Origin of the sequence: Amazonocrinis nigriterrae CENA67 (assembly GCF_016056305.1) — a bacterium.
Classification (GTDB): Bacteria; Cyanobacteriota; Cyanobacteriia; order Cyanobacteriales; family Nostocaceae; genus Amazonocrinis; species Amazonocrinis nigriterrae.
Map to the genome: position 1 here is coordinate 324,282 of NZ_JAECZC010000001.1, position 15,952 is coordinate 340,233.

At 42.1% G+C, this 15,952-nt stretch carries 15 protein-coding genes and 1 tRNA gene; 5 read left to right on the forward strand and 11 right to left on the reverse strand.

The features are described from left to right. Positions 1 to 590: 590 nt before the first annotated feature. Positions 591 to 2,594: a sensor histidine kinase gene (locus I8748_RS01475; protein WP_198122892.1), complete on the forward strand. Its 2,004-nt coding sequence runs from the start codon at positions 591 to 593 to the stop codon at positions 2,592 to 2,594. 9 nt (positions 2,595 to 2,603) lie between these two features. Continuing rightward, positions 2,604 to 3,203, forward strand: a complete 600-nt coding sequence (locus I8748_RS01480; RefSeq protein ID WP_198122935.1) for an SRPBCC family protein — start codon at positions 2,604 to 2,606, stop codon at positions 3,201 to 3,203. Positions 3,204 to 3,312: 109 nt separating this feature from the next. Here I8748_RS01480 and I8748_RS01485 read toward each other — a convergent pair. Further along, positions 3,313 to 3,385: transfer RNA gene (locus tag I8748_RS01485), tRNA-Glu, on the reverse strand. Positions 3,386 to 3,727: 342 nt separating this feature from the next. On the opposite strand from I8748_RS01485, the gene I8748_RS35585 reads away from it, so the two are divergent. Together I8748_RS35585 and I8748_RS01490 are read left to right on the forward strand one after the other, a co-directional pair. Then, positions 3,728 to 3,853 carry a hypothetical protein gene (locus I8748_RS35585; RefSeq protein WP_263975712.1) on the forward strand — a complete coding sequence of 42 codons (126 nt, stop codon included), beginning with the start codon at positions 3,728 to 3,730 and terminating at the stop codon, positions 3,851 to 3,853. A gap of 527 nt (positions 3,854 to 4,380) precedes the next feature. Next, positions 4,381 to 6,300 carry a cation:proton antiporter gene (locus I8748_RS01490; RefSeq protein WP_198122893.1) on the forward strand — a complete coding sequence of 640 codons (1,920 nt, stop codon included), beginning with the start codon at positions 4,381 to 4,383 and terminating at the stop codon, positions 6,298 to 6,300. Between the two features lie 83 nt (positions 6,301 to 6,383). Here I8748_RS01490 and I8748_RS01495 read toward each other — a convergent pair whose 3' ends face one another. Both I8748_RS01495 and I8748_RS01500 read right to left on the reverse strand, forming a co-directional pair. Then, positions 6,384 to 6,989, reverse strand: coding sequence for a cytochrome b N-terminal domain-containing protein (locus I8748_RS01495; RefSeq protein ID WP_198122894.1), 606 nt, complete (start codon positions 6,987 to 6,989; stop codon positions 6,384 to 6,386). A 101-nt stretch (positions 6,990 to 7,090) separates the two neighbouring features. Continuing rightward, positions 7,091 to 7,786 (reverse strand): esterase/lipase family protein, encoded by a 696-nt coding sequence (locus tag I8748_RS01500; RefSeq protein WP_198122895.1) that lies wholly within the window; start codon positions 7,784 to 7,786, stop codon positions 7,091 to 7,093. Between the two features lie 728 nt (positions 7,787 to 8,514). Between I8748_RS01500 and I8748_RS01505 the strand changes: the two genes are divergently transcribed. Next, on the forward strand, positions 8,515 to 10,017 hold the full coding sequence (locus tag I8748_RS01505; protein ID WP_198122896.1) for a hypothetical protein: 1,503 nt from the start codon (positions 8,515 to 8,517) through the stop codon (positions 10,015 to 10,017). A gap of 109 nt (positions 10,018 to 10,126) precedes the next feature. Here the strand turns inward: I8748_RS01505 and petJ are convergent, their stop codons facing one another. The 8 genes from petJ to I8748_RS01545 all read right to left on the reverse strand — a co-directional run bounded on the left by petJ (position 10,127) and on the right by I8748_RS01545 (position 15,607). After that, the gene (petJ, locus tag I8748_RS01510; protein WP_198122897.1) at positions 10,127 to 10,480 is read right to left on the reverse strand and encodes a cytochrome c6 PetJ; all 354 of its coding nucleotides are present in this window, start codon (positions 10,478 to 10,480) and stop codon (positions 10,127 to 10,129) included. A 505-nt stretch (positions 10,481 to 10,985) separates the two neighbouring features. Next, on the reverse strand, positions 10,986 to 11,402 hold the full coding sequence (gene petE, locus I8748_RS01515; protein WP_198122898.1) for a plastocyanin: 417 nt from the start codon (positions 11,400 to 11,402) through the stop codon (positions 10,986 to 10,988). A gap of 242 nt (positions 11,403 to 11,644) precedes the next feature. Then, positions 11,645 to 12,127 carry a photosystem II cytochrome PsbV2 gene (gene psbV2, locus I8748_RS01520; RefSeq protein ID WP_198122899.1) on the reverse strand — a complete coding sequence of 161 codons (483 nt, stop codon included), beginning with the start codon at positions 12,125 to 12,127 and terminating at the stop codon, positions 11,645 to 11,647. Positions 12,128 to 12,265: 138 nt separating this feature from the next. After that, the gene (gene psbV, locus I8748_RS01525; RefSeq protein ID WP_198122900.1) at positions 12,266 to 12,757 is read right to left on the reverse strand and encodes a photosystem II cytochrome c-550; all 492 of its coding nucleotides are present in this window, start codon (positions 12,755 to 12,757) and stop codon (positions 12,266 to 12,268) included. Between the two features lie 101 nt (positions 12,758 to 12,858). Continuing rightward, entirely contained in the window at positions 12,859 to 13,074 is a 216-nt protein-coding gene (locus I8748_RS01530) for a hypothetical protein (protein WP_198122901.1), read from the reverse strand. A gap of 230 nt (positions 13,075 to 13,304) precedes the next feature. Continuing rightward, complete coding sequence (locus tag I8748_RS01535; RefSeq protein ID WP_198122902.1) at positions 13,305 to 13,652, reverse strand: hypothetical protein; 348 nt, start codon at positions 13,650 to 13,652, stop codon at positions 13,305 to 13,307. 222 nt (positions 13,653 to 13,874) lie between these two features. Then, entirely contained in the window at positions 13,875 to 14,711 is an 837-nt protein-coding gene (locus tag I8748_RS01540) for a carbohydrate ABC transporter permease (protein ID WP_198122903.1), read from the reverse strand. Beyond that, positions 14,708 to 15,607, reverse strand: coding sequence for a carbohydrate ABC transporter permease (locus I8748_RS01545; RefSeq protein ID WP_214662381.1), 900 nt, complete (start codon positions 15,605 to 15,607; stop codon positions 14,708 to 14,710). Before I8748_RS01545 ends, I8748_RS01540 begins: the two co-directional genes overlap by 4 nt. Positions 15,608 to 15,952: the final 345 nt, after the last annotated feature.

The following is a 15,952-nucleotide window of genomic DNA, read 5'->3' on the forward strand; positions in this document are numbered from 1 at the left end:
CTTGACAGATAGAAACCATTGGCCTAGTAAGTAAATGATTCTAGAGAACAGGAGTTAGGCAATGACATGACAAATCCTTAGTGAAGAAGCTTGATCCGCTATTCAAGTTTTTTGTGTGATTCTGCTGTAACAGTATTTGACAGTTGATCAGAGTGATAGAAAGGTAGTTATTTTCATAAAATTTAAAGTTAATTTTTATACTTTTACAAAATTGGGATACAGTATTAGCACGGCTTTTTTTTTAAACTGGTTGCCTTAATTCCAGAATAATTACGGTTTATGTATAGTTACAGACAGGATATCCTAGGCAAAAGTTAAGAAATCAAGCCTGCACAAAACGCCCAAACATGAGTTGGTTAAAGCAGTGTAGTGTATTTTAAATATTTCCATACTTATGTAGAAATTGGTTTCATATACCAGTATCTTGTTCTTGGTCATCTGTATAGAAAAAGGTTACAACAGGTAAAACAAACAAAGTCCGAATAAAAAATTTGTAATTAAGCAAGTGGAGCAACACCACCAACAGTGAAGAATATGCCAAGAAATTGGGTACAACAACAATGGGGTCATTATATAAGAGTGTGTCAGGAATGAAAAAGCATTTATCATTACCGCCACAGTGCCCGGATGACCTAGAGCGACTACAACCATACCCAGTCAAGCTGATGCAGCATCAGGAACAAACAGGCCACGAGTTGGTACAAAAGATTAACCACATCATTGCCAATAATTCAGCCACGGCACTGATGCTGCAAGATATTGCCCAATTGTTGGGAGTTGCTTTCAAAGTAGACTGCTGCTGCTTAGTTACAGTTACAAATGAGGTGTCGGGCGAAGCGACTGCTGCCAATTGGTGTTCTGAAGAGTATTTGGGGATGCCTCACTCAAATGAGATGTTATCTGACGTACCAGTAGTTCAATGCGCTGCTGAACCACTGACTATAGAAGATATTTCGACGATTCAAAATAGTTTAGTAGTTGGATGTCAATCCTTACCACTACCGATAAAAGCAGTTTTGGCGATTCCTGCGCGGTTTGGCGGTAAAAATAACGGCGTGATTAGTTTGATCAAATTCCAAGCCCATGATTGGAGTGCGTCAGAAAAACAACTGCTCAAAGCGGTGGAGTCGTCTTGTGCGATCGCTTTTTCCCAAGTGGCACAAGTACAGCTAATTGCCAGTCAACAACAGTATTTGCATAAAACGAATCAACATCAAAGTTTGATCAAGCAATTGACTATACTGAGTCGTACCAACCTGGAGTTGAATCAAATGCTCCAGTTAGCGATCGCTTCTACTGCCGAATCTTTACAGGCAGATCGGGGTTTGCTCATCCTCTTGAAATATACAGATCCACTATTTAGGATTCAACCGAAAAAACAAATTCCCAAAGCTAAAGCTACTATTGTTGGGGAATGGAATCGGGATTCACAAATCGGAAGCACTAGTCAAGCAGACAGTTTGGAGCAGTCCTTCTTCCTTGGAGATTGCGGTTTATGCCAGCGTGTTTTCACTGACTCTGGAAAATCTGTAGTCATCAATGACTATACAGAGTTTCAGGATACATCAACAGTGAATCCATTGTTTGCTATTGAGGCATTGCCTGCGGTGCTGTTAATGCCATTAGAAAATCAAGGCAAAGTTTTAGGATTCTTAGTACTACAGCAAGCAGTTCCTCGCAGTTGGCAAATAGCAGAATTAAATCTTGTGGAAATGGTCTGCGCTCAAGTCAGCAATGCCATTATTCAATCACAGACTTTGCGACAAGTACAAACTGTAGTAGATGAGCGGACAGCGAAACTCAAAAGCAGTCTGGAACTCCAAGCCAAATTGCATGAGAGAACACGGCAATATGTTGAGCAACTGCGGGAACTCAACGAACTCAAAGATGAGTTTATGAGCAACATGAGCGATCGCCTACGCTACCCGCTAACAAATATGCTGTTATCAATCAAAAATTTACGTAGGCCAGGAATAACGCCAGAACGCCAGGCTCTATACCTAGATATCTTAGAAAAAGAATGTACCAAAGAGAAAAATTTAATCGATGACTTGCTGAAACTTCAGAAGCTTGAATCTCAACAGGAAAGTCCACAGTTTGAAACAATTGATTTAAATACCAAAATTCAAGAGTTAGGAACATCCTTTGAGAAAAGGCTGGTAGATAAAGGATTAAGTGTAACGATAGATTTACCAGAAGAGCCGTTAAAATTACAAACTGAACTAGAGAGTTTTGACCGCATCTTACAAGAATTATTAAATAACGCTTACACTTATTCAGAGCGTGACACTACAGTTCACTTGCAAGCAACTCACCAAGTTGAGCAACTGGTGGATCAGGTTATGATTAAGGTGACTAACACAGGACGTGGCATCTCCGAAGAAGAGGCAACCTACATATTTGATAGGTTCCGTCGCGGTAGAGGAGGACGTTGGACGCCAGGGACTGGCTTGGGACTCGCTTTAGTCAAGTCCTTAGTACAGCATCTCAATGGGTCAATTTCCGTTGAGAGTATTCCCATCTCAAACTCTCAATTGAGCGAAATTTGCTTTACCCTCACGCTGCCTCAATTTTCTGACGAAAGCAAACCATAATTGGCGAAAGTGACTGAACAACACAACACAACAGAGGATCTTGATCTCATCGCCGCTGATGAGGATGCAAGCCAAGAAGACAATTTTGCTGCTGATGCAGGTAATTTGCCATTTGTGGCAGTCCAAATTGAGAAAATAGCAGAGCGACAGCGGCAAATTACTGCTAGGGTTCAAATTCCCCAACCTGTTGAACAAATCTGGAAGGTACTCACAGATTATGAAGCCTTACCTGAGTTCATACCCAACCTTGCCAAGAGTCGTCTGCTTGAGCATCCTAACGGTGGTATTCGGCTAGAACAAATAGGCTCTCAGCGCTTACTTAATTTCAACTTTTGTGCGCGTGTGGTTTTGGATTTGGTTGAATACTTCCCCAAACAAATAGATTTCCAGATGGTAGAGGGAGATTTTAAAGGCTTTTCTGGTAGTTGGTGTTTAGAGCCTTATTTCCTTGGTGAGCATGTAGGAACTAATCTCTGCTATACCATCCAAGTTTGGCCAAAGCTGACTATGCCAGTCACCATTATCGAACGCCGCCTCAGCAAAGATTTACAATTAAATCTTTCAGCTATTCACCAGCGTGTAGAGCAGTTAGCGAAACAAGGTTTCTAGTCACTAATAGCTATCTACTTTCGTTTCTTGAAGACTACTAACCTCAAATCAAAAAAACTGAAGACTCTTTGTTCTTCAGTTTTTTGTCTAGCTTTTGCCTTCCTTAAAGTACCCCCAGGGGAATTCGAATCCCCGTCGCCTCCGTGAAAGGGAGGTGTCCTAGGCCTCTAGACGATGGGGGCATCAGACTCAGACCTTATTAACAATAACTAATTTCCCTATGGATGTCAACAGCCTTTGCGAAAAAAATTTTGGTGACATTAAACTGGGTGTCAGAGAAGAGAACAGGGGGAGCAAGGAAAGCAGTGTGTTGCGGTGATTACAGCACTGCGGGAGGGTTAACCCGACTTAGGAGACTGGCGTTAGCCCAAGCGTTGCGCGAGTATTGGAGCGTCTTTGAAGGAAAAGGTAGGCAGGCTTCCACGGCAGTCTGCTCAAGTCGGGAAACCACGCGCGACCGCCTCGTTAGTGCTGCGAAGATCGCGAGTCTTCTTTCAATGGAAGCAAGTAGGTAGGACTTACGCATGGGAAACGAAAAATTAAGGGTTTGGGCGCTTGCATCGGGCATGGGGGAGCCACTGCGTTGGGGAGACACTGCATTGCGCGGGTTAAGAGCGTTGAAGCAAGTATCGTCGGCTTTGCCGACTTGAAGCAAGTGGCGTCATGGGGCAGGAAAAAATCTTCAATGCCCTGTGCCCTATTCCCGACCTCAACAAACAACCTAGCTGCGTAAGTCCTGAATGAACTATTTGATTTTTTACGCCGAAATGATTTTAATCACAGCCTCTTCACTTTGGCACTTGTAAACCAACAAGATATATAATGGCTTTTTATTTTCAGAAGTTCTGTAAAAACTCACCCTAACATTGAGGTTATAAATAAGGGATTTCCACTAGCAAGTTATAAATATTTTTGACTATATTTGTGGATAGTTGCGAAGTTAAATATACTTTTCTATTTTTAGGTTGGTACTAAGTATTTCCAAAACATTCTCAATTTATAGCCAAAAAATACGAATTTTTTGCTCTATAGCTCACAAAAAAAGTAAGATAAATCACTACGTATGAAAAAAAGCTTGAATTTAGCAAAAGATAAGAATATGATATTGTACCCTATAAGGGTAATATTTACACTTCTTTACAAAAGATTTTGAAATACATCGCTCAAAATCTCAAACATGGAAGCATCTTTTGAAATCACCCTACAGATGGTGAGCGCTGTTTTTGCAGGGATTAGTGCCCAAGTACTCGCTGCATACTTGCGTGTACCTAGCATTGTCTTGCTACTGCTATTAGGTATTGTGCTTGGCTCTGATGGTATCGGTTTATTACACCCCCATTTGCTAGGTACAGGGCTGGAAGTGATTGTTTCCCTAGCGACGGCAATAATTCTATTTGAAGGCGGACTTAACCTGAATCTACGAGAATTGGACAGAGTTTCAGTTAGCTTACAATTACTTGTCACCCTAGGAACGCTAGTCACACTGCTTGGCGGTAGCATGGCAGCTCACTGGCTGGGCGAATTTCCTTGGAATATAGCTTTTCTATACGCTTCTATAGTTGTGGTCACAGGGCCAACCGTCGTTGGCCCTTTGCTTAGACAAATCAATGTAGATCGACAAGTCGCAACACTTTTAGAAGGGGAAGGGGTTTTAATCGACCCAGTGGGAGCTATTCTCGCTTTCGTTGTCCTTGACACAATTGTCAACGGTGATGCTGATCCAATCAACGCCATTATTGGGTTACTCATACGTCTGGGGATTGGTGGGGCAATTGGTGCATTTGGCGGCTACTTGATGAGCTTTATTTTCAAACGTGCCAATTTTCTTTCTTTCGAGCTGAAAAACTTAGTGGTGCTGGCCATACTTTGGGGTCTGTTTTGTTGGGCACAGATGATTCGCAGCGAATCGGGAGTGATGACAACAGTAGTTGCAGGAGCTGTATTTGCCAATTCTTCAGTTCCAGAAGAACGGCTTTTGCGTAGTTTCAAAGGTCAGCTAACAATTCTCAGCGTATCAGTACTATTTATCTTGCTAGCGGCTGACCTATCAATTGCTAGTGTGTTTGCTTTGGGTTGGGGTAGTTTATTTACTGTTTTGGTACTGATGTTCGTTGTCCGTCCAATTAACATCCTCTTGTGTACCTGGAACAGTGACCTCAACTGGCGACAAAAACTGTTTTTAAGCTGGGTTGCTCCTAGGGGAATCGTTTCTGCTTCTGTTGCTTCTTTATTCGCAATTTTGCTCACAAAGCGAGGCATCAATGGTGGTGATTCCATTAAAGCCCTGGTCTTTTTGACAATTATCATGACAGTTGTCTGTCAAGGGTTAACAGCTGGTTGGGTTGCTAGGTTTCTGCAAATCACCTCTAAACAAGCAACTGGTGCTGTAATTGTTGGTTGTAATCCCTTGAGTCTTTTGATTGCCCGATTTTTTCAAGAACGGGGAGAAAATGTGGTAATGATTGATACTGACCCAGAATGTTTTTCCCAGGCCGAAGCACAAAATCTGCGCGTGATTTCTAGCAGTGCCCTTGATGCTGCCGTTTTGGAAGAAGCAGGACTTGCTTCTATGGGCACTTTTCTGGCTATGACGAGTAATGGAGAGGTGAATTTTGTCTTAGCTCAAAGAGCTGCTGAGGAATTTAAGCCGCCGCGTGTGTTAGCGGTTTTTCCCCGCGACCCACAAGCAACTGCAAGTTCAAATAGCAAAGTTAACCAAGCTTTTGCCACAGATTTACCAATCAAGACTTGGAACGAGTATCTCAATGATGGGCGCGTGAAGTTAGGTACAATCACGCTGGATGAAACGGAATTTGCCAATCAACTAGAGCGTATACAGGAAAAGATTCGGACAGGGGTGTTAGTACCTTTGTTAGTAGAACGAGAAGGACGCCTACAAATAATGTCGGCAAACCAAGAGTGGGAAGTAGGCGATCGCATTATTTACTTGTTGTATGATCCCAGACCTAACCTTTTAAAACGATTATCTGGCGTTAGTCAGTCTACTCCCCTGTCTCTAGAAAAGTTACCGGAGTTAGAAGAAGTCCCTCTGGCTAAGTTGGCTCAACTTTCTACTAGTGATGCTCCCGGTACCTGAGAAGGGGAGATGGGGGAGATGAGGGAGATAATTCTTGACTCCTGTCTCCCAGCAACTAACAACTGACAACTGACAACTGACAACTAACTCAGTGCTTTCTCTTGATACATTTGTTTTTCCTGCCAGAGTAATGCTGATAAATGCACTAGGGCCAAAGTTATGGCAGCAATGGAAATTATGTAGCTGTGTATGGTGTATAGGTGTTGAATGGTTACACTGTTGATTGCTCCACCCCCTGTGAGGATGTTTCGCAGTTGGGAACCTAATAGAGGAATGGCTTCGATGTTTCCTAACTCAATGCTAAAACGCCAGTATCCTTCTTGATCCCAGGTTAAAATCATTGATGTCCAATCTAAGGCGATCGCACTTAGGGTAAACAAAATCCCGCTTACCCAAGCAATTAGCCAACTGTTGCAAAATTGCCTGCTTAAAAACATCACCACAATCTGAATCAGGGCGATCGCAATCACTGCATTAGCAGCAACATCATGCGCTCTGTGGAACAGCCAGCCGTATGCCACTTCTGTATCAATTCTTCGCAATGATTCATAAGCGCCGCCTGCTGTGGGTTCGTAGTAAAAAGACAGCAAAACTCCGCAAGAAACGTAAATTAAGGACAATGTAAGAATTACGACTGAGAGTACAGTCGCTAGTCGCCGCAAAATCCTGTCGAACTCGGTGCTTTGCATGGCTGACCCCTCTTAAACTTTTTTAGATAAAAGTGTATTTTTGTTACAATTTTAACTAAGAAAGATTAAATTATTTTATTTTTATAGAAAAATAAACTGTTTTAAATTAAATGTTGTACCCAAACTTTTAACGGTTCTGGTGAGCCATACCAAATGCCAGGACTCCTAGGAGAATGGTTTACGCCTTCGATGATCAGATTTTCTGCACCTTCTAGATGGGCTGCTGCAATGGGTGTAATGCCATCTCCCCAAGTGTTACCAATGCCGCAAGTTAATTGATAACTACTGTAAGCTAGCCAACTGCCGCGTCGTCTTGCCCCAAATATGGTTTTACCAGCTACACAAACGTAGCGGACATTTTGGTAAAAAGCTCCAGGGTAGTTGTTGGCTACAAAATCCAGATTCCGTCTTGTCCAGCGTTCTTGACTAATATGGGGTGTACCCAAGGTAATGAGAGTGGCAACCAAAGGGTAAGCTTTCCAAATGGGTGGTTGTACGTTACCGCTGGGAAAATAAGGTTTTTCTCCCATGTAAATGCGGGAGATCCAGCCTCCTGCCGAGTGACCAATCAAGTTGATTTGAGCCGCATTGTGTTCTTGTAATGTTTGTTTGACGGTGAGATCAAGTTGCTGCAAAATTGGTGTTACTGGTCTACCACCAAGAGTAGGTATCCAGTCACGCCGCCGCAACGGTACTGTGACTGTGGGAAACCCCAACTCTAAAAGAGATTGTTCTAATTGGCGATAAGCGATCGCGCTTTCTAAATATCCAGGCAGAATAACGGTAGGTAATGGCATTTTGGACTGATGGGGAATTGGGAATGGGGAATTGGGAATTGGGAATTGGGAATTGGGAATGGGGAATTGGGAATGGGAAATTGGGCATTGAGTCAGGATTTACGCAAATAATAGTCGAAACTGTTATTTTCATTGAGCGGCAATTGATCATGAACTAAAACTGGATGTATTTTTGCGTAAATCTGATGAGTATGGTACTTGGGCAGTAGTATTAAAAATTCTTAATTATTTTGTATCATTCCCCATTCCCCATTTCCTAATCTAGGAAAGAGCAAAGCTAGTTACAGTTTGCGACTGAGTTGGTGTGGTAGTATTAACTCCAAGTCCGCTTTATTCCGTGTTACGAGCGAACTTGAAATCTAGGATTCAGAGAGTCACTTACTCAAAAGTAGTTAGCTAGTAAAATAGGTGACTTGAACAGGCAAAGTCTATATCTTGAGACTGACGCGATCGCCTTAACTAGCAACTACTCTAGTTTTCAGTTTTTATTGTGCATCTTTTCACAAAATTCAAAATTCACAAGCGATCATTTCTATAAACCTCATCAGCAAATGCAATTCAAAAGTTCAACACAGCGTTTTTAAAATAAAAACTGCAAGAAAATGCCATCTAGCCGTTTTGAGTATCGGCAGAGAAAGTTATTATTCTTAGAGGGGCGCACCTATTGCAGTAAAAATCAAATTGCCTTGCTAGTCAACTGCCACTGAGCCGAGTGAACGATAACAGCTATGTCTTACGTCTCCCTGCTAAAAAATATACCAGAAGTTTTAAGCCAGCCAGCTGGGATAGCAGCTATAGCATCTGTTGGTATCCACGGTGCTATTGCGCTAATTGTGCCATTGATGCCTGTAGATTCTAGCCAATCAAAAGAATCAGCATCAGCAAAATCAGTCGGAATTGTGGAATTAAACCAAGCAGACCAAGCCCGTCTGCCACAGACTCCAGATCAAGCCCAAGTTGCTTTGCAACCGCAACCACCAGACCTACTTCCACAACAGCAGTTACCACAACAACCGCAAGTTACACTGCCGAATCTAGACACCAAAACATCTCTAATGCCTGCGATACCACCTGCCTATATGCAGCCCATATCGCCGCCAATTACCACAACACCTAACAAATATCGCACTAATTACTTGCCCAAACAGTTCTCTAAGCAGTGGGTAATGCCCAAAGATACTTTTGGAGATACATCTGGTTTCAATGCTGCTAACACAAAACCCAACACTTCAAGGTCTGATTCTAGTGGCAGAGGTATAACAGCATTCAAACAACAGTCTGGAAATTACTTGCCAGAAGTAAATCGTAGTCCACTACCATTAGATCTGAAGAATTCTCAGCCTCTCAGCCCTTCTGTAGCACCTACTACAATAGCTGACAGTGCTACCACTTCACCAACCAACCAACCGGGCGGTTTTCAAGTTCCTCAAAACCAACCACTAATAAATCCTCCAGGACAGCCTTCAAATCTTGTTAATAATTTAACACCAACAGGTAGAAGTGCTTCGCCAAATACTTCTCCTCCAAAGATACCTGAGTTGGCAAAACCATCCAAAGATGGGAACTTGTTAGCTTTGGCAGCTCACGCAAAACTTAGAGATAAAGTTCTCAAAGAATATCCCAATTCGCAAGAAAAACCAGTCATCCGTGAAACAATTACTACAGATAAACCGAGTCTTGAAGGTACAGTTTCGGGTTTTTTAGTAGTAGACTCTCAAGGTAAGCATGTTATTAAGTATGAAGATAAGCCAGTCGCCCCTGAGTTGAAATTAAAGATAACGGAATATTTCAATTCCAAGGCTCCGAAGGGAGATAAGCAGACTAATATTTATCCATTCAACCTGCGTTTCCAAAATAACAGCAACAATACTGCTGGGGCTACTCAAGGGCAAACGCCAGGTGTAGTTACTCCACAACCAGTGTCTACGCCAGCTAAAGGTAATCAGCAAACCCCACCACCTGTACTTCCTTCGTTCAAACCATTATCTGAGCAAGTTCCTGGTAACCAGCCAACGCCATCACCAGCAACGACTAATAAACTAATGCAGGAACTGCGAAATAGAAACGGTAAGTCTGCCCCTGCATCGACAACTCCTGTTAAACCATCTTCTACACAGGAAGCGAATAAAACTCAGGTGTCGCCTTCTGTAACACCAACATCTAGTCAAAACCTAATACGAGAATTGAACAAATTCAGACAAGAAAGACAAAACTCGAATTCAGAAAAATAAAACAGGAATCGCCCTCCGGGTGAAAACCTTTTAGATGTAAGACAGTTGAAAGTACCATGCAACACCCTTTGATGTATGAAAGAGGTGTTGCATGGTACTTTCAGCGAATTTACCAGCCCTGTTCTGCTTGTTGGCCAACGTAAGTAGCTACGTCAAAAATTTCTTGAGCGCTCAATTTGTCCTTGAAAGCAGGCATAGCATTTTTACCATTCTGTACCTGGTAGATAATTGCCTGAATTGACTCTTGTTCATAATTTGCCAGGTATTTTAACAATGCTTCCTTCTTCAAGGTTTTCTGAGGAATGAGGATGTTACCACCACCTATATGGCAAGAAGCACAGTTGTCGTTGAAGATTTTCGCAGCGTTGGATAGTTCGGCAGCTAGTGCTGGATGAATAAATGTCAATGTAAATATAGCGATCGCCGACACTGCCGACACTAATATTAATAAAAGTATTCTCAAGATGTTCTCCTCGTAAAAAGCCTCCAGCAACTAAAAACCATATCGAGTGACCTATGTGTGTGTTTCCTAGAAAGAATCCACACAATAGTTATAGCGGTTCTCGTTTCAACGCGGTACACCCCTCGCATACGCCACTTTGAGAGCCTTGTAGCAAGTAGCCTGATGATGCTCAATAGGACAGGTGAGGTGTTTGTTCTATTTAACGCAACTGAGAAACGCTAAATATCTAAACTTGCCAACTGCTATTTGTACTCTACCCCATAAAGTTCCAGTCTCTGGAGAGTATAAAGGCGATTCATTTTTGATGTAGGCAAATTTGAACATAATTAGCGGTGACGAGTTCATAACCTCCATCGCCATGTGGCGTTGAGTATTCTGGGCGGAAATAGAACTCGTCACCGCTATTTATCTATCCATCTTAATGGGACACTCTAGGCACGTGGCGTGTCGGTCTTTAACTTCACTGAGGAGTTGAGAAATCTTGTCTCAATCAAGCCGTTTCTAGCTATTCGACAATGATTTTACCAGCCATGCCAGCACCACGGTGGGGAGTGCAATAGAAATTGTATTCACCAGCAGGTGCGTCTGCGGGGAAAGTGCTTGTTACCTTTTGACCGGGATTCAACAACAACTTAGTCTGAGACAGAGAAGATGCTAAAGCTTTGTCCTGATTGGGGATTTTCGCAGCGTCAAACACAACATTATGGGGAGCGAGTTTATTATTCACCCATTCAATTGTGTCGCCTGGTTTAATTGTCAACTTTTTGGGTTGAAATTGTAGTAGTCCCTTATCACTACCCAGTTTGACTTGGTATGTTTCAGCCGCAGCGCTAGGAGTAAAAACAGCGAAGCTGCTAACAACTAAAACGATTGTCAATACAGCTAAACTAAAGCGTCGCCAGCTTGCCGCAATTGATTTCATGACTCTCTCCTAACAATAGTTTTTATTTTGCTTATTTCATTTTAAATAAAATCAACCCTAAAGTATGACAATCTGTCGTAGATAGAATTTTTTTTAATAATGGCGAAAAAACAGGTAGCAAAAAATGGTGCAAATAGCAATAACTAAGAAATGAAATTACACCAAAAATTTTCAGGTAAAAAAGTCAGGTAAAGAGTTAAAATAGTATATTTTGATTGTTTATTGAAAAATATGCTGATTTTTCAAAAGCTTTCTGTGCCCCATCCAGGAGCCTTTTGTGCTGCTGTGAGAATGAAAGCTGCTATAGTTTCCAATTGCTGTTGCGATAGTAAACTCGGAGGTAACTCACGACAGCCGTAGGTTTCTTGACTACCATCGTAGGTCATGGGTTGGCGCATGAAGGTAACTAGAGCATTGATGCGATCGCGTGGAGGATTAGCTTTTTGCAGCTTTTCCAGCGACAGAGACACTTCGGGGTCTGGCAAAGTGGCACCACCCACATGACAATTAATGCAGTTACTTTCAAAGAGTTTTTTGCCAACAGATAACTCTTGCGGTGAAAACAAGCGAGTATTGCCTTGATTATCCATTTCCAGGGCAATTGGCTGTGTAACATGCAAGTATCTGGCTATATAAGGGTCAATATTCTTGGCAGCTTGGGCAGGTAAACTATTGCTGTAATAGACCGCAAAAACAACAACTAAAACTAGTAAACGAGCAAGCATTAGTAGATTGTGAATGTATGGGGGGCTGGGTACTGGGTATTGGGTACTGAGGATTAGGGACTGGGTACTGGGTTAAGAGTTTTCCTTATCCCAATTCCCAATTCCCAATTCCCAATAACTCAGCAATAATTTGGGTATTTAGTAATAAATCTTACCGCCACCCCATTGATTACCAACAATTTTTGGTTGTAGGAGAATATGACCAGCGATCGCTACCAAGTCATCTTCTGTCAGATTTCGCATTTCTGTGAAAATATCTGCGCTCTTGGTGCTGGGATGTAACTCTGAAATATCCTCTTCTCCATCATAGGTAGTAGGATTTTTCATGTAGTCCACCAAGCCTTCAATATTGTTACGGTTTGGTGTTGCCAGTGCTAGCGCTTCTGGTTCAAGTCCCACGTTTTGGTTTGTCTTGGTAACGCCTCCAACATGACATTGAGCACAAGCGTATTGAAATAAAGCTTTGCCCTCTTTAACTTGTTTGAGGCTGAGTACGATGGTATCACCATCTAAGTTTAATGGCACTGTTCGGGTAGCTTCGTTCAGTTCCACCGCTGTAGCGCTACCGACAATCATTTGAAACGTCAGTAAAATAGTTGCCACAACAACGCCAATTAGTCTTTTAAACATGTTTCCCCTTCAAGATTTTGACGCTCAACACAGCTAATAAAGCGATGCTCAATCTTCCTATCCTCAGTCCTTAGCGATAAGCCAAAGTCTGAAACAATCCTTTAGGTGACATCAGTATCACTAACCGAGCCATTAGTACCTTTTCGGTGTATTTCAGCCAATAATTGCGAAATAATTGCCTTTGCATCCTCTAACGCCAAAAGGGTCTTTTGGTGTTTGTAGGCAATTCCCAGTTGGTTACACAGAGAAAACACTTTTGCTACAGGAATGCTGTAGTCCGTTGTTATCTCTGCGATCGATAGGTCTGCAAAACCCATAATGTTTGTTAACTGACAGATAGAGATTGAGTCGCTGTAATACCAATATCACGTTAGGAGTGCAATTTGTCGCCCAAAATACGGTTTAGGGATCGAGAGGCGCAGGGGGGATGTGGGGCTTCGGTGCCCCCTCTGGGGTTGGGGGGCAATGGGGGGATGCTTTCAAGGGTAGGTATTTAAGAAAGCTTGTAAATGATAGGTAAACTACTAGTAGTGACTACAAGGAGATTTCAAGCTTTATATTCTCCAATCACCTCAATAGTACCCACTATGTTTTCGTTGAGATGTTCTAGTTCCTCAGCTGGAATCCACCATTCTGTATGGTATGAAGCTCCAACCTGATGAACTTCATATTTATCCATAAATTCTTTTAGGACACAAAAGCGCGTTACATAACCTACACCACTGTCACGAACATTCCATTTAGTGGCTATTTCCTTTGCATACTGCTCGTTTGTCACTGGGTAGAAAATCGGCTGTTGTGGCAGTCGCGGTGGCCATTTCTTGTAACCGCTTTGTTTTACTAATTCCAACTCCTTGGGGCCTGTTGGGCGATATAGAGTTACCGTCTGTTCCATTTCATCACTTAGTTACTTTTGTAGTATTATTGTAACTTTTCAGTATTATTTGAGGGGAGATGCCTACTCCTGAAATCTCAATTCAGCACGTTTTTTACCTATTATTTACAGCCTTTCTTAAATACCTACCCTTGAAAGATGAGGGAGATGAGGGGGATGGAGGAACTAAAAGAATAATTTCTACCTCCTGACAACTGACAACTGACCACTGACAACTGACAGTTAACCTTTCCCCCCTGTAAAGGTGACGCTTTGAATGAAGTAGCGGTTGAAAAAGGCATAAATTCCTAAAGCTGGTAGGGTGAATACCATAGAAGCAGCCATAATGTAGTTCCAATAGCTGATATATTGACCTTTGAAGGTATTTAACCCTAGAGGTAGAGTAAACATTTCTGGTTCAAACAAGATAACTACAGGCAGTAAGAAATTATTCCAACTTCCCATGAATATAAAAACTGCTTGTGCTGCTAGTGCTGGTTTTGCCAGAGGTAAGACAATATGCCGAAAAATTCCAAAAGTGTTTAAGCCATCAAGCTGAGCAGCTTCTTCTAGTTCCCTAGGAAAATTGACGAAAAACTGCCGCATCATGAAGATGAAAGTAGCATTGACCATGCTAGGGACAATCATACCCTGATAGGAATTCAGCCAGCCGATCGCTTTTAAAATCAAAAATGTGGGTATCAGGGTAATCTGTGCTGGAACCGCTAATACTGCCAAAATTAAGAAGAACCAAAAGCGCTTACCCGCAAAGCGCAGTCTAGCTAAGGCATAACCTGCCATTGAGTTGAACAGCAAGTTTAACACTGTTACACTCACAGCAATGATTACACTATTGAATAGCCAGCGTAAAAACAGCGGTTCTTGCTGGAAGAGTTGCTGATAATTTGCGAGAGTAAAATTCCGAGGTAAAAAATTGGGTTCGCCGCTGACAATCTCCGACAGCGGTTTAAAAGATGCCGAAAGCGCCCATAAAAAAGGAATTAGGGTGATTAGGGCATAGACACTCAGCAAGAAGTATAACAGTAATTTCAGCCACGAAAAGCGAGAAATACCAGTCACATCCTTTCGCCTCCGAAAAATCGCCGCTGAATCAAAGTGATAGCAATAATTACCACTGCCAACAAAAAGGCGATCGCAGCAGCATATCCCATTTGTAAATTGCGAAATACAGCTTGGTAGATTAGTAGCACTAAAGTTAGGGTAGCGTTGTTTGGGCCGCCAGTTCCGCCAGAGAAAATATAAGACTGGTCAAATAATTGAAAAGTCCCAATTATGCCGATCGCCACTACAAAAAAAGTTACAGGCTGGAGCAAGGGAATAGTAATATAGACAAACTGCTGCCACCAATTTGCTCCATCAAGTTCTGCCGCTTCATAAAGTTTTTGGGGAATGTCCTGCAACGCCGCCAGGTAAATCACCATGAAAAAAGGCGCAGTTGACCAAATATTCATAATCATGATACCTTTGAGCGCAACTGCTGGGTCACCTAACCAGTTATATGTGGGTAATCCTACAAAAGCGAGAACATGATTTAACAACCCATCGGTGTTATAAATCCACATAAAAATCAGCGTCAGCACTGCTGAAGAAGTGACTGTGGGTAAAAAGTAAAGGATGCGCCACCAGTTTTTACCACGAATGCCAGCATTCAGCGTTACAGCCAGAATTAAAGCTAAAACAGTTTGAGTTGGTACAACAATAGCGACATATTCTAATGTGTTTCTCAAAGCAATCCCAACTTGTTCATCTTCAATTAATCGCGTGAAATTACGAAAGCCAATAAACTTGTATTCAATACCACCTAGAAGTCGGACTTTGTGCAGGGAAAGAAAAATAGCGTAGAGAATAGGCAACACCACAAAAGTTCCCACAACTAAAATAGTGGGAGTCATGAACAAATATCCAGCTAAATTTTCTGTGAGATTCCACTTGGAGTATCTGCGCCGCCTTCTCATTTCAAACACAACAGTACCTCCACCTGATAACGCACTAACCTAGTTGTAGCGATGGGTTGTGCATAATTTATTTATCGTATCCCTGTGGAGAAAGCATAAAATCCTCATTTGGTTGAGTAAGCACTGCCGTTTTGGTTTGGTAATACCAATTTTTTGTCACAATGCGCTTAATCAATACTCTTTTGCTCTCAACAGTCCTATCAGTCATTAGCAAAAATTTGGACAGAAGTCAATGTCCTGCGTTAAGCTAATTTCACCGTTTTCTAACCATACGATTTTGACAGGCACAGTTTACCTGTTGATTTTTCCTGCTGTGCCTTTAGGGTATGGTTTCCCAATTCATCA